We start from the raw sequence: 13,345 nt of genomic DNA on the forward strand, positions 1-13,345 counted from the left end.
GCCAACGTTTTTCCCGGTCGCATCGAGGCATGCTAACACGATGATCAAAACCTGTACCTTCTTTTGCGCGTTCACGTTACTGATTGGAGCCTCGATCGCTCGGTCAGCCGATCGCCCCAATGTCTTGATGATCGCCATCGACGATTTGAACGATTGGGTCGAACCACTCGGTGGACACCCCGATGTGCAAACGCCGCACATGAAAAAACTAGCGCAGCGAGGGCTAACGTTTACCAACGCGCATTGCCAAGCACCGCTTTGCAATCCTAGCCGCACTTCGCTGATGACCGGCCGTCGACCAACTTCGACCGGCGTCTACGGATTGTCGCCTTGGATTCGCACGGTCCCGGAGCTGAAGAACCTAGTGACAATGCCGCAGTACTTTCAAAAAGCAGGCTATCGCACGCTGATTGGTGGCAAGATCTACCACGGTGGGAACGGTCGTCGGAAAAACAGCCAAGCCGAATGCGATGTCTGGGGGCCCAACGCACAAGTAGGCGCAAAGCCGGACAAGAAAATCATCCCTCCCACCCCCGGCGGAAATCATCCGCTGATGGACTGGGGCACGTTTGATCATCGTGACGAAGACAAAGGAGACTGGAAAGTCGCGTCTTGGGCCGTCGATGAAATTGGCAAGATGTCCGACGAAAAGCCGTTCTTTTTGTCCGTCGGCTTCTTTCTTCCTCACGTGCCCTGCTACGCCACTCAGAAATGGTTTGACCTGTATCCCAACGAAACACTGACGATGCCGCCCATCGTCAAAGGCGATCGCGATGACACGCCCGAGTCGTCTTGGTACATCCACTGGGATCTTCCTGAGCCTCGCCAAAGTTGGCTAGAAGCAAACGATCAAAGCAAACCTCTGGTCCGCGCGTATCTGGCGTCCATCAGTTTTGTCGATAGCCAAGTAGGACGTGTGATCGACGCGCTGGAAGCATCGCCGTACGCGGACAATACGATCGTGGTGCTATGGAGCGATCACGGATACCACCTGGGTGAAAAACTGATCTCGGGCAAAAACACCCTGTGGACTCATTCGACTCGTGTCCCCCTGATCTTTGCTGGCCCAGGAATCCCCAGTAGTAAAAAATGCAACCAGCCTGCCGAACTGCTGGACCTGTATCCGACGTTGTCCGAACTGGTTGGATTGGCGGCACCCGACGACGGCGAAGGGCTCAGTCTACTGCCGCAGATCAATGCCCCGACGACCCCTCGCGATCGTCCCGCCATCTGTACTCACAACGCTGGCAACCACAGCGTCTGCGACACTCGCTGGAGGTACATCGTGTACGCCGATGGTGCCGAAGAACTTTACGACCGCGATGCTGATCCAAATGAACTTCAAAACTTAGTGGCACCAGGAAAGAACCGGGATGCATTTGAAGAAACCATTGCGAATCTAAAAAAGTGGCTGCCCAAGAATGAAGCACCGTTGGCGCCCGGCAGTGCGCATCGCATTTTGGAAAAACGCGACGACGGTTTCTATTGGCAAGAAAAGAAGATCGATCCCGCCGCTGCAGTGAAGTAGCGGTTCACCGGGGAGCCAAATCTTACCAACCGCGGCTAAGCATCTTTTGCTGAACCGCGTAGCGCAATTGGCCCTGGGCACTTGCAAGTGCCCGCCGGTAGTTTGCTCGGGCCATCTTCAGGTTGCCTTCCTCTTCCGCTCGCTGTCCGCGGTTGAAATACTCCAAGGCCTTCTTTTGCGTCCGCTCAACATTCCCCTGCAGCCGACGCTGCACGTCTGCGTTTTGAGCGGCTTGATAAGATTGCAAAAAAGGATCCGGTCCGGGCACCGGAGTCGGCAGCAAGACATGGCCACCGACCACCGGAGTAATGCCGGTCACAAACGGTCGCATCGTCTGATCGACAATCGAACCAGGCACACCGTTCATCGTGGTCAATGACGGCACCGTCGTGACGTTGCTGCGATTGCTTCCTTGGCTGAAATTGAACCCGATGTTGCCCGACACTCCGCCGGATCGAAATGCGGCACCGGTACGCAGGCCCGCATTGGGGTCGGGGTTTCCAAACGGAACCGCTGCATTGTTGCCGCCAAAGTTGGCAAAGAACCCTGGCCCCTGCAGGTTCCAGTTGACACCATTCTGTTCGTTGAATGACGAACCCAGGTTTTGAAATGGGACCGACTGAGTGATCATCGGCTGCGCGAACGCGGACGATGTTGCGACGACGACACTGGAACAAAAAAAGATGAGAGATCGCATCACAGAGGGTTCCTCAAACGCAGTACCACATTGCTTGCCCAAGCGACAAGCCACACGAATTGTAGCGGATTGGGCCGGCGAAAAGCGAAAGAAGACTTCGGCGTCCGTTAGACAAGAGCCCCTATCAGCAATCGCCCGACGAATCGTAGATGGCGGGATTAAGCGACGGATCGTTGTACATTTTCATTTGCCGGTACGTCCGATGCTGCTTTCGCCCTGCAAAAAGATCGTCCAACAATTCTTGCAGTGACGTGGACAGATCGGATTGCTGCTGCTGGCAAATCGCAATTCGGTCGACAATGGTCGATCGCAAGTCATCTTTCAACCCATCGCGATCCGCTTGCTCCAAATAGTGGAACAGACGCAGTGCCATGATCGAAAGTCGGTCAATCACGCTTCCAGGTGTTTCCGTGTTTAACCGCACTTCCACGCTTCGTTTGACATGCTGCAACTGATCGGCCAACGCGTCGTCAATTGCTTCGATCAAATCGTTTCGTTGCTGATTGAGCTTGTCGATGGCTCGTTTGACGTCGGCGATCTGCGAATCCGTCGCCGTAGGACTTCTCGCAATGTCTTCCTGATGCCAGAGTCGAAAGTTTGCTGCGTGCTGCTGGCAGATCACCCCCATCAACCCTTGGTAAGCATTGTCGATGTCGACGTGATGCCAGCTTGCAACCGAGGCAGTCTGCATCTGCACGATTTGGTCAGCACAAAGCTGATCGTCAGAAGGCTGATCAGCAGGAGGCTGGGACGGTTCAAATTGCGACATGCATCTTCATCGCGTTTCAGGGGGCAACACTGAGCAAACGAACTTGCTGGATTACGACTTCGTTTTTGATTCAAGACGCTCCAGGTCGCCGCCCACCGATTGGAGCTGACGCACCAATTCATCGAGCGATTCGCGTTCGCGTGCGACCACATCTTCTGGCGCTCGCGCCACAAAACTTTCGTTCGACAATTTCTGTTGCTTGCCAGTGATTTGCTTCTCGAGCTGTCCTTGCAACTTTTGCAAACGCGCCAGTTCCGCTTCCACATCGATGAACTTTTCCAAGTCCACATGAACATCGATATCCAACGACGTCAATGCCAGCGGAGCGTCGGTTTCAAATGGCTTGGCATCGGGACCGATCGCGGTAATGTCGGCGCCAGCGAGCTGTCCAAAGTAAGTCGTCATCGGTTGTAGCAGTGCGAGCGACGCCTCGCTGCATCGAATCGCCACCGGCACGGTTTCGCGCGGCGGAATACTTTGGCTAGCACGAATTTTACGGATCGCACCGACCACTTCCTGGAATTCGCTGAATTGGTGCTCGATGGCTTCGTCATTGTGCTGGGCGTTGGCGATCGGCCACGCGGCTTTCATCACAAACGGGCCCGGATCCGTCGGAGCCGGAACTCCGCGACTGGCGGCCGCATCATTCAAGAATGCCCAAATCGATTCGGTCACAAACGGCATTGTCGGATGCAGCAAACGCAGCAGTTGGTCCAACCCATGTGCCATGACGGCTTGAGTGGTACCACGCAACTTTTCGTCGTTCAGGCGAGGCTTCGCGATTTCGACATAGAAGCTACAAAATTCGTCCCAGGCGAAATCGTAAAGAATCCGAGAACATTCGGCGTACTTGTACGATTCGATTCCTTCCGTCACTTCGCGAGTCACCGTCGACAATCGGCTCAGGAGCCAGCGATCTTCCAGTGGCAACGTATCAACGTCGACACTTTGCGGCTGGTAGTCTTCCAGATTCATCAGCACGAAACGCGCCGCGTTCCAGAGCTTGTTGACAAAGTTTCTGGCGGTCTCGAAACGTTCGCTAACGACGGCCCCGCGAGGGTGCGCCTTGTCGGCTTCGGATTCCGCCCACTGAGTCGAAAAGACTGCTTTGCAAGCGGGACACTGCACGGTCGGAACCGATCGATTCTTTTTGGTTTGATCAATCAGTTTCTCGCAAGCAGGGCACTCGTACTGAACCGGCATGCGAACGTCTTGAGTGTCCGTCGCAATTCTCGCGAGACCGAAACGCAACGCGTCTGGTCCGAATTTGTCGATGACATCGATCGGGTCGACTCCGTTCCCCTTGCTCTTGCTCATCGTTTCCCCCAACCCGTCTAAGATTTTGGGGTGGATGAAGACTTCGCGGAACGGGATCTTGCCCAAGTTATTCCAGCTCATCAGCACCATACGTGCGACCCACAGCGTGATGATGTCACGCGAAGTGATCAGCGTCGCAGTGGGATAGAAGTATTCCAGTTCTGCACTCGCGTCCGGCCAACCAAGCGTGCTGTGTGGCCAGAGCGCGGACGAAAACCAGGTATCCAACACGTCAGGATCACGCTGGAATCCGAGTTCCTCGAAATCCTTCTCCAATGGATCGTCTTCGGTGCGTAGACAAACAAAGATACCGAACAAACCGTCGTCAGACTCGTCCACTCGGTAGCTGGCCATGTCGTTGGCTTGGCCGATGATAGCGACGACTTTCGATTCCAGTTCGTCTTTGGTGGCTGCGTCCAAACGGCTCACCGACCAGATCGGAATTTGATGTCCCCACCAAAGCTGTCGACTGACCGGCCAATCACGTTTTTCGCCCAACCAATCCAGATAACCTTTGCGGTAGCGTTCGGGAAAGATTTTGACTTCCTCGTCCGCGACCAGATCAATGGCTGACTGCGCCAACGTATCCATTTTGACAAACCACTGGTCCGCCAAATACGGTTCGATCGGAAACTTGCTGCGATCACTGATCGGCAAATCGACTTCGCGATCTTCGACGTCTCCGAGCAACTCCAGTTCGTCCAAGTCGGCAACGACTTTCTTGCGAGCCTCTTTCATCGTCATCCCGGCGTACGCGCCGCCTTCGGCATTGATCGTGCCGTTGGGATTCATGATGTTGATCATCGGCAGATCTGCCCGCATGCCGACTTCGTAATCGTTTGGATCGTGCGCGGGTGTGATCTTGACACATCCGCTGCCCAGCTCAGGCTTTGCCCAGCGATCGGCGACCAATGGAATCTCGCGATTCATCAGCGGCAACATCAATTTGCGCCCATCCGCAGCCATGTCTCGCAATTGAATCAACTGCGGCAACATTGTCTTTCGCCGCTCGGCCAATTGTTCAAGCTGCGTTTTGATCTCGGCGGACTCCTTTTCGTTCGCTTCTGCCAGCTTGGCTTGGAGTTCCTTTTCGACCTTATCGAGTGCCGATTCGGGATTGGGGTGCACTGCAACGGCGGTATCGCCCAACATTGTTTCGGGCCGCGTCGTTGCAATCTCAACGCGGTTCGGCTCGCCCGGTTTGGGATCGATGACAGGATAATAGAAGTGCCAAAAGTGTCCCTTCTTTTTCACATTGTTGACTTCGTCGTTGCTGACGGCCGTCTCCAAATGCGAATCCCAGTTGACCAATCGCTTGCCGCGGTAGATCAACTGTTTTGTAAAGAGATCAAAGAAGGTGACGCGAACGGCTTTGGCGCACTGATCGTCCAGCGTGAATCGCGTTCGCTGCCAATCGCAACTAGCGCCCATCCGTTTGAGCTGGTTCAGAATTCGTTTTTCGTATTGATCCTTCCAAGCCCAAATGCGCTGGACCAACGCTTCGCGCCCCAGGTCGTGCCGAGTCTTGTTTTCTTGTTCAACCAACCGGCGTTCCACGACCGCTTGCGTCGCGATCCCCGCATGGTCGGTGCCGGGCATCCACAGGGTCTCGAATCCCTGCATCCGTTTCATGCGGATGACGATGTCCTGCAGCGTGTTGTTTAGCCCGTGCCCCAAGTGCAACGCACCAGTGACGTTGGGCGGCGGGATCACGATCATGAACGGCTCGCGGTCCGGGTTGACCGTGGCGTGAGCGCACTGAGCATCGTCCCAGATCTTCAGGATTTTGGCCGCTGCATCAGCGTGGTCGAATCGATTCGGTATCGTCATGTCGGAAGAGGGTTGGGGTGTTTTGAATGAGCCCTAGATTGCTCACATAAAATAGCTATCACGCGGGATTTGAAGAAGCCCGATCGTTTCCCCCCGCCGGCAGTCCTCACAGCCGTTAGTTGACTCGGCTGTCAGTCAGCGCAGCGGGGGTAGTGAACAAGTAGGACGCCGCGATCAAACGCAAAGTCGCTGCTGCCATGGAACCGTCTAAGCCGTCGCGTTTTCGACCGGCACATTTCCTTCGGCCGGCTGGTTTTCTTTGTGCAACTTGTATTCGACGGAATCGACCAAGGCACGCCAGCTGGCTTCGATGATATTTTCGCTGACACCGATCGTGCCCCAAGTTTCATCCTGGTCACCACTTTCGATGTTCACGCGAATCGACGCCGCCGTGCCAGCACCGGAATCAACGACGCGGACTTTGTAGTCAATCAGTCGCATGTCGCTCAAACAGGGGTAGGTCCCTAGCAGTGTCTTGCGAAGCGCCGAATCCAATGCGTTGACAGGACCGTTTCCTTCGGCTGCATCAAACCAGAGCGTTTCACCGACCTTTAGCTTGATGATGGCTTCTGCAAAAACGGTGGTCTCTTCGCTGTTTCGATCCCCCGCGACGATGCGATACTTGATCGGATGGAAATGCGGTGTGAAGGTTCCCGCGATTCTTTTGATCAACAGATTGAACGACGCGGTGGCGTTCTCGAACTGGTAACCCTTGTTTTCCAAGCGAACGACCTCGGCCAAAATCTTGTCCATCAGTTCGCGATCATCTTGCAAATTGTGCTCGGCCGCGACCGCCACGATATTGCTGCGACCGGACAATTCACTGACCAAGATCCGACGCTCATTGCCGACCATTTCGGGGTCGATGTGTTCGTAAGTTTTGGCCGCTTTGTTGATCGCGTGAACGTGCATGCCGCCTTTGTGCGCAAACGCACTTTGCCCGACAAACGCTTGCCCGTTTCGCCATTGCAGATTGGCCGTTTCGTAGACAAAGCGACTCAGTTCAGTCAGATGCTTAAGCGAATTTCCGCCCAACACCGTGTAGCCCTTTTTCTTGAGCGCCAAGTTGGCGATCACGGAGATCAGATCGACGTTGCCACAGCGTTCGCCGATTCCGTTGATGGTGCCTTGGACCTGAGTCGCACCAGCATCGACGGCTGCTAGCGAATTCGCGACAGCCAACTCACTATCGTTGTGACAGTGAATCCCTATTTCCACGTTGTGATCAGCCAGCGACTGAATCGTGTGCTCCGTGATCGCAGCGATTTCTTCGGGCAGAGAACCGCCGTTGGTATCGCACAACGACATCCACGTCGCACCAGCCGATGCGGCTGCCTTGAGCGTCTCGATAGCGTATTCAGGATTGGCTTTGAATCCGTCAAAGAAATGCTCTGCGTCGTAAATGACTTCGCTGTGCTTGGCCAGAAACTCAGCACTTTCGCCGATCATTTGAACGTTCTCGTCCAGCGTGACTCGCAAGACTTCTGTCGCGTGGTAATCCCAAGTTTTGCCGACCAACGTGATCACAGGAGTCTGCGCGGCAACCAGAGCTTGCATGCCGGGATCGTCGGCCGCTTTCATGCTTTTGCGACGCGTCATTCCGAACGCGCAGACTTTGGTTTTGCCTAGGTCACGTTTACGGATCTCTTGAAAGAACGCCACGTCTTTTTCATTGGACAGTGGGTAACCACCCTCGATGAAATCCACTCCGACTTCCGCCAACCGAATAGCAATGTTCAGTTTGTCATTGAGAGAAAAACTGACGCCTTCGCCCTGCGAACCGTCACGCAGAGTCGTATCGTAGATCAAGATCGGTTTGGAATTCATAGTTCGGAATTCAGTTGGAGCCGTCAAACCGCACCGAAGCAAATTGGTTGGTTTGACGTGATGTGAAGATACAAAAAAACCCCCGACGGCAAAAAATCGCCTCGGGGGTGAACATTACGGGTCGCATGTCTTTTCTAGAACCAAATCAGCCGGTTTGCCAACCGACCAACTGCAGGATTCACCCCGCGTCAAATCCGGCAAATGAGGCCGGCGACGCGGTTGGTAATCGATACGAAAATTGGCGAATGAGACATCATTTTTGTGCAAAGAGTGCGACCGTCAGTGGCATTAAGGATACGCACTGCGTCGAAGTTGTCAATTCCAGACCGAAACCACGTCACCGCAGCAGCAAGCGTTGGCCGGCCCGTGGTTTTTCGTGATTTTCGAGCATCGCGAATTCGCCTACTCTTGGACGCGAGCACGCGACTGTAGAAACGAGACCACGTAGCTGGCGACAAAGACCAGGCACAACCCGGCGAGCGACAATCCCAGCCGAATGACGTACCGCCGGATATCAGCGTCATCGACCACCGACATTCCCGCACGCACCACCAGCCCTGCGCCCACCATAAACCCCACGGTTCCGACCGCGACGGCGTTGAACATGGCGTATTTGCGTCGATGCGGGTTCAAACCAACGATCCCACAAAACAGGATCGGAATCCCAAACATCATGGGCACAAATAGCGATGGCATTTTATGCGTCGTACACAGCAACGCGACCAACGTGAGGCCGCAAAGCAACAAGCCAAAAATGATTCCGACTCGAGCCATGAAAGTTGTATTCCGCCAGAAAGATGCGTTTGAAAGCCCGCGTTAAATCAATGCTGACGGAGCATTGTAATCGCCTTTTCAAAATTCAACAGCGGACTTTGGGTTGATCCAACTTGGCATTTCGACACAAGACCTGAAAAACCGGTCAGGCGAAGGGCGGACGTTCACAGCACCGTGCGGTTGGCCTTGTTCGCTGATGCGAACTGGCAGTTGATGGACGGCGGGTCTGTGCCGTTTAGGCCACTGGAGAAATGCATCTCTCGCGAAATGACCGACTCGCGAAATAACTTACTCGCAATATGCCCGTGGCTAGCGCCAGCGGCTGATGGGACCGCTGTCCTGTTTTAGCTTGCCGACGTTGCTGCGGATTGGTTGAGGCATTTTCCGATCTGGCGAACCGCTTGGCGAAGACGATGTTCGTTTTCGACCAACGACATTCGCAGGAAGCCTTCGCCGGCGGCTCCGAAACCACTGCCTGGGCTGACCGCGACGTTGCCTTCTTCTAACAGACGCATCGCAAAATCCATCGTGCTCATTTCATTACAAAACGGCTCGGGAACTTTGGCCCAAACAAACATGCCTGCTTTGGGCGGATCAACCGTCCAACCCAGACGTCGCAATCCGCGGACCAACACATCGCGGCGACCTTGATAGATCATCGACTGTTTTTCAACCGTTGCTTCGGTTTCGCGCAGTGCGACGATAGCTGCAATCTGAATCGCTTGGAACATGCCGTAGTCGTAATAGCCTTTGATTGTTCCCAGCCCACGAATCATTTCGGCGTTGCCGGCGCAAAAACCAACTCGCCATCCAGCCATGTTGTAGCCCTTGCTCATTGTCGTGAACTCGACGCCGACATCTTTAGCGCCCGGAGCCGACAAAAAGCTTGGTGGTTGGTAGCCATCAAACGCCACGTCGGCATAGGCAAAGTCATGGATGACCAAGAATCCATACTTCTTCGCAAGCCGGACGACTTCGACAAAAAACGAAGGTTCGATGACTGCCGACGAAGGATTGTGCGGATAGTTGACGATCAAAATTTTGGGCGACGGCGTCAGGTTTTCGCACGTGTAAGCCACGTTGCTCAGAAATTTGTCCGGATCCGCGACGTCCAACGCCACGACATTGCCTGACGCCAGAATGACACCGTACATATGAACAGGAAAATACGGCGAAGGAATCATGGCGGTGTCGCCAGGTCCCATCAACGCCAGACACATGTGCGAAAAACCTTCCTTGCTGCCTAAGCAAGAAATGATCTCGGCATCCGGGTCCACTCGGACGCCATACTTGCGGTGATACTTACTAGCGACTTCACGCCGCAGATTGACGATGCCGTTGGATTTGCTGTAGCCGTGGTTGCCTTCGTCTTTGGCCGCATCGATCAATTTCTGCACGACGACGGGATCGGGCGGATCCGATGGATTGCCCATGCCCAGATCGATCACGTCATCACCGTCACGACGCTTTTGATACAACGAATTGTTGATTCGCCCGAACATGTACGGCGGCAGTCGCTCGACTCTCGATGCAAATTTCACCTCGAATGGCTCCGGAGTTGGATCCGTCGTCGGTGGGGAAATGGAAGGGCCGTCGATGTCGAAAGGTTCGTTTGTATTCATGATGAATTCGGTAGAGGAATTCGCTGAGGTCAAAGTTCGCGTGTTTTGCGTCACAGACGTCCTATTGTCGGATACCTGTGGAAAAAGCCCAGGGGTGATGCGCGTTGGGACCGGCTCGAATTTGTAGCTAGCTCGTCAGCTAAGTAAAAAAGCCGACCACTGAAGGAAAAAGCCCAGTCAGAAGCCTGACTGGGCTGGAGATTTTTGTCGATCGCAGTTGTAACGCGAAGGTTACTTTCGCTGCTGCCGGGAATCGCCAGCCTGGGCTACCCGCGGAGTCGCTTCGGGCTGCAGGTTCTTGGCCGCTTCGAGAAAGTTGTCGATTTCGGCTCGTGCCTTCAACGAATCGAATTTCTCAGCCATCGCTAGCGAGAGTTTCTTTTCGCGAAGGTCGCGGACCAATTCGCTTTGGACAGCCGCCATGTCTTTGACCACCGGTTCGGTGCGTCCCTGACATCGCATCACAATGTACTTGTCGCCCGTCGCGACGATCCCGCTCAGATCGCCAGCGTTCAAACCAAACACCTCGCGTTCGATCGCAGGCTGGCCGCCAAATTTGCGGACCGGCGGAACCTTCCCACGGTTGCTCGATGAAACGGGTTCGATACTGTACTGCTCCGCCAGCTGGCCAAAGAACTCTTCGGTCGGATTATCGCGAGCCATTTCCCAAACCTTTTGAGCCGTTCGCTGATCTGCCAAAACGCAAGCCAGAATCTCAACACGCGGTCCGTACGAAGATTCGTATCCACGCTGCAGATCGTCCTTTGAAATTGTGATCTCATCTTCGACCAACTTCTTCAGTGCGACGCTGGGCCAGACTGAATCAGTTTCGTAAATTTCGGCGGTCGTGTTGCCGTCGCTCGTTACGTTCTGCATCCAAGAGACGAGGTCAGCTGAACCGTCACCGTTGACGATGCCCATGCTTTTGGCAGCACGCGAGATTTCGGCCGTGATGTCTTCGCGAGTGACTTTGATGTTCGACTTACGCATCGCTTGAGTCAGCAGTTTGCGATTGATCTCGCCTTGCAGCACATCGACACCATGTCGTTTCACGCATTCAGCACCGACGGCGCTCAGCGTGACTTGTTGACCGTTGATGACGGCTGCAACGCCGGGATACTGAGCCTGCAGCTTTTCGTCGCCAAGTACTTTTGTGACTTTGGCATCTTTTTGCAGCTGAGCAAACAATCGCGACGCGGCTCCTCGCATCTTCTGATCACGGATGCGATCTTTGATTTGTTCTTTAATCGCCGGTAGCGCGGTCGGCGGTGGCGTGCTAGCGGGGATTCGTCGGACGGCTTGCAAAACCAGGAATTGGTCGCCCATCGTGATGACCGGCGAGACTTCTTTGTCTTGCAATTCAAACACAGCATTTTCCAAAGCCGGGTCACCGGTGTGGCGACGAATCGGCGCCATCAATCCGCCAACGCTGGCGGTAGCTTCGTCCTTGCTGTACTTCTTTGCCAAACCCGAAAATTCATCCGGGTTGGCTGCAGCTTGCGCACGCAATGATTCAGCAGTGTCCTTGTTGGGTACCACAATGACGCGGCACTTGACGGCTTCGCCAAACTGAGACAAGTACGCTTGGTTAAACTCTGCCTGAGTCGGTTCGACTTGGCCAGCGACTAGTTTGCGAAGTGCCAGCATGGGCCAAACGATTTCGCGGCTGTACTGAGCCGGAGTGATGTCGCGCTCCTCTTCCAACAACTGCATGTAGCTTTGGACATTGAGTCCGAACTTGGCAGCCAGACGTTCGATCTCGCCGCGGACTTCGTCGTTGGTCACTTCGATGCCATTTTTTTGGCATGCTTGCAGGATCAAATGACGGTTGATCATGTTGTCCAGCACGTCGACGCCATAACGCATCAAGCTGGCGTCCGAAAGTGCTTTGCGTGTGATCGGTTCCGCATTAACGACGGCGACCACACTATTGGATTGATCTTGTGCAGTAGCGTGACTGCACAACCAGCTACTGCCGATCAGCGAGAACACGGTAGCGATGACTAGTGGCAGGACTACAAATCGCTTGAGCAGCGCTAAGGTTGGCATCAAGCGGGCGGGTTGTAGTGGCATCTCGGTCACTCCTTTGAACCGGGCACGAAACGTCTTGCGATTCTGCGTGGAAGATCAACATCCCTGACTTCCACATCGCCGTGATGGGCGGACCGTAGGAAAATGCCAAGTTTGACTCAAGTCGAATCGATGCTTGGCCGACACGTTTGATCAACTTTTGTTCGATCACCGGTCTGCTTCACCCGTCAGGCTCGCCGCGACAGCAAGATTGCAAGCAAAAACATTTCGCGACATCGCTCCCGGTAGCTGCTTCAATGCTTTGTAAGAACTTCCATTCAAACCGAATCACGTCATCCGCCGAAACCCCCGACGCGACGTCTAAGTCCCTTACTGCAAACCACTTACCGGCTTTCGCGACAAAATCCTTTGCCGATTGGCACGCTGGATGCTTTACAGGTTCTCTCGTTGCCAAGTCACTTGCCTGACTCCGGCGACGACCTTTTCAAACACTCCAAACTTTAGGCGAAGGAAACTGCCATGTTAGTTCTTACACGAAAACTTGACGAGCAAATCATGATCGGCAACGACATCAAAGTCACGCTGATCCGAGTGCGTGGAAACACAGTCCGTATCGGCATCGAAGCTCCCAAGGACATCCGCATCGTCCGCGGCGAACTGGAGCCGCTGGCTGAGGCAAACGACGAAGGCGAAGCTCTGCACGAACGCGAAATGGCGTTTGCCCATCCGCAACTGAGCAAACCGGCTGCCAAGCAACGGCCCGCCAACAAACGGACCAACAGCAAACCGAAAACGAAAACGCAGGCTCCCTCACGCATGCCCGAAACCGTCAGCCGCATCGCTGCGGAAGCGAACGCGGAAGTGTTTGTCGGCACGGTCAAAGCGTCCGGCGGTCAAGCTCAGATCAAACGAGCTCCCTTGGCAAACTTCGTGTCCGCTAGCTAGTTCAC

Annotated in this window: 9 protein-coding genes; 2 read left to right on the forward strand and 7 right to left on the reverse strand. The window is 54.5% G+C overall.

What is annotated here, in order from left to right; all coding sequences use genetic code 11:
• Positions 1-40 precede the first annotated feature (40 nt).
• On the forward strand, positions 41-1,528 hold the full coding sequence (locus K239x_RS16400) for a sulfatase (RefSeq protein ID WP_145419315.1): 1,488 nt from the start codon (positions 41-43) through the stop codon (positions 1,526-1,528).
• 22 nt (positions 1,529-1,550) lie between these two features.
• Here the strand turns inward: K239x_RS16400 and K239x_RS16405 are convergent, their stop codons facing one another.
• The 7 genes from K239x_RS16405 to K239x_RS16435 form a co-directional block, all read right to left on the reverse strand.
• The gene (locus K239x_RS16405; RefSeq protein WP_145419316.1) at positions 1,551-2,225 is read right to left on the reverse strand and encodes a hypothetical protein; all 675 of its coding nucleotides are present in this window, start codon (positions 2,223-2,225) and stop codon (positions 1,551-1,553) included.
• A gap of 124 nt (positions 2,226-2,349) precedes the next feature.
• Positions 2,350-2,994 (reverse strand): DUF4254 domain-containing protein, encoded by a 645-nt coding sequence (locus tag K239x_RS16410; RefSeq protein ID WP_419189044.1) that lies wholly within the window; start codon positions 2,992-2,994, stop codon positions 2,350-2,352.
• A gap of 51 nt (positions 2,995-3,045) precedes the next feature.
• The gene (locus K239x_RS16415; protein ID WP_145419317.1) at positions 3,046-6,141 is read right to left on the reverse strand and encodes a valine--tRNA ligase; all 3,096 of its coding nucleotides are present in this window, start codon (positions 6,139-6,141) and stop codon (positions 3,046-3,048) included.
• A gap of 207 nt (positions 6,142-6,348) precedes the next feature.
• A complete protein-coding gene (gene cimA / locus K239x_RS16420) occupies positions 6,349-7,968 on the reverse strand; it encodes a citramalate synthase (protein ID WP_145419318.1) in 1,620 nt (539 codons plus the stop codon).
• Positions 7,969-8,370: 402 nt separating this feature from the next.
• A complete protein-coding gene (locus tag K239x_RS16425; protein ID WP_145419319.1) occupies positions 8,371-8,742 on the reverse strand; it encodes a hypothetical protein in 372 nt (123 codons plus the stop codon).
• 344 nt (positions 8,743-9,086) lie between these two features.
• Entirely contained in the window at positions 9,087-10,364 is a 1,278-nt protein-coding gene (locus K239x_RS16430) for an aminotransferase class I/II-fold pyridoxal phosphate-dependent enzyme (protein WP_419189045.1), read from the reverse strand.
• Between the two features lie 231 nt (positions 10,365-10,595).
• Entirely contained in the window at positions 10,596-12,437 is a 1,842-nt protein-coding gene (locus tag K239x_RS16435; RefSeq protein WP_419189046.1) for a peptidylprolyl isomerase, read from the reverse strand.
• 477 nt (positions 12,438-12,914) lie between these two features.
• On the opposite strand from K239x_RS16435, the gene K239x_RS16440 reads away from it, so the two are divergent.
• Entirely contained in the window at positions 12,915-13,340 is a 426-nt protein-coding gene (locus K239x_RS16440; protein WP_145419320.1) for a carbon storage regulator, read from the forward strand.
• Positions 13,341-13,345 lie beyond the last annotated feature (5 nt).

It is taken from the genome of Stieleria marina, from assembly GCA_007741555.1.
GTDB lineage: Bacteria > Planctomycetota > Planctomycetia > Pirellulales > Pirellulaceae > K23-9.

Bases quoted from the DNA above. Each gene is read 5' to 3' on its own strand.
- K239x_RS16400 (WP_145419315.1), top strand. From the start codon at position 41: ATGATCAAAACCTGTACCTTCTTTTGCGCGTTCACGTTACTGATTGGA.
- K239x_RS16405 (WP_145419316.1), bottom strand. From the start codon at position 2,225: ATGCGATCTCTCATCTTTTTTTGTTCCAGTGTCGTCGTCGCAACATCG.
- K239x_RS16410 (WP_419189044.1), bottom strand. From the start codon at position 2,994: ATGTCGCAATTTGAACCGTCCCAGCCTCCTGCTGATCAGCCTTCTGAC.
- K239x_RS16415 (WP_145419317.1), bottom strand. From the start codon at position 6,141: ATGACGATACCGAATCGATTCGACCACGCTGATGCAGCGGCCAAAATC.
- cimA (WP_145419318.1), bottom strand. From the start codon at position 7,968: ATGAATTCCAAACCGATCTTGATCTACGATACGACTCTGCGTGACGGT.
- K239x_RS16425 (WP_145419319.1), bottom strand. From the start codon at position 8,742: ATGGCTCGAGTCGGAATCATTTTTGGCTTGTTGCTTTGCGGCCTCACG.
- K239x_RS16430 (WP_419189045.1), bottom strand. From the start codon at position 10,364: ATGAATACAAACGAACCTTTCGACATCGACGGCCCTTCCATTTCCCCA.
- K239x_RS16435 (WP_419189046.1), bottom strand. From the start codon at position 12,437: ATGCCACTACAACCCGCCCGCTTGATGCCAACCTTAGCGCTGCTCAAG.
- K239x_RS16440 (WP_145419320.1), top strand. From the start codon at position 12,915: ATGTTAGTTCTTACACGAAAACTTGACGAGCAAATCATGATCGGCAAC.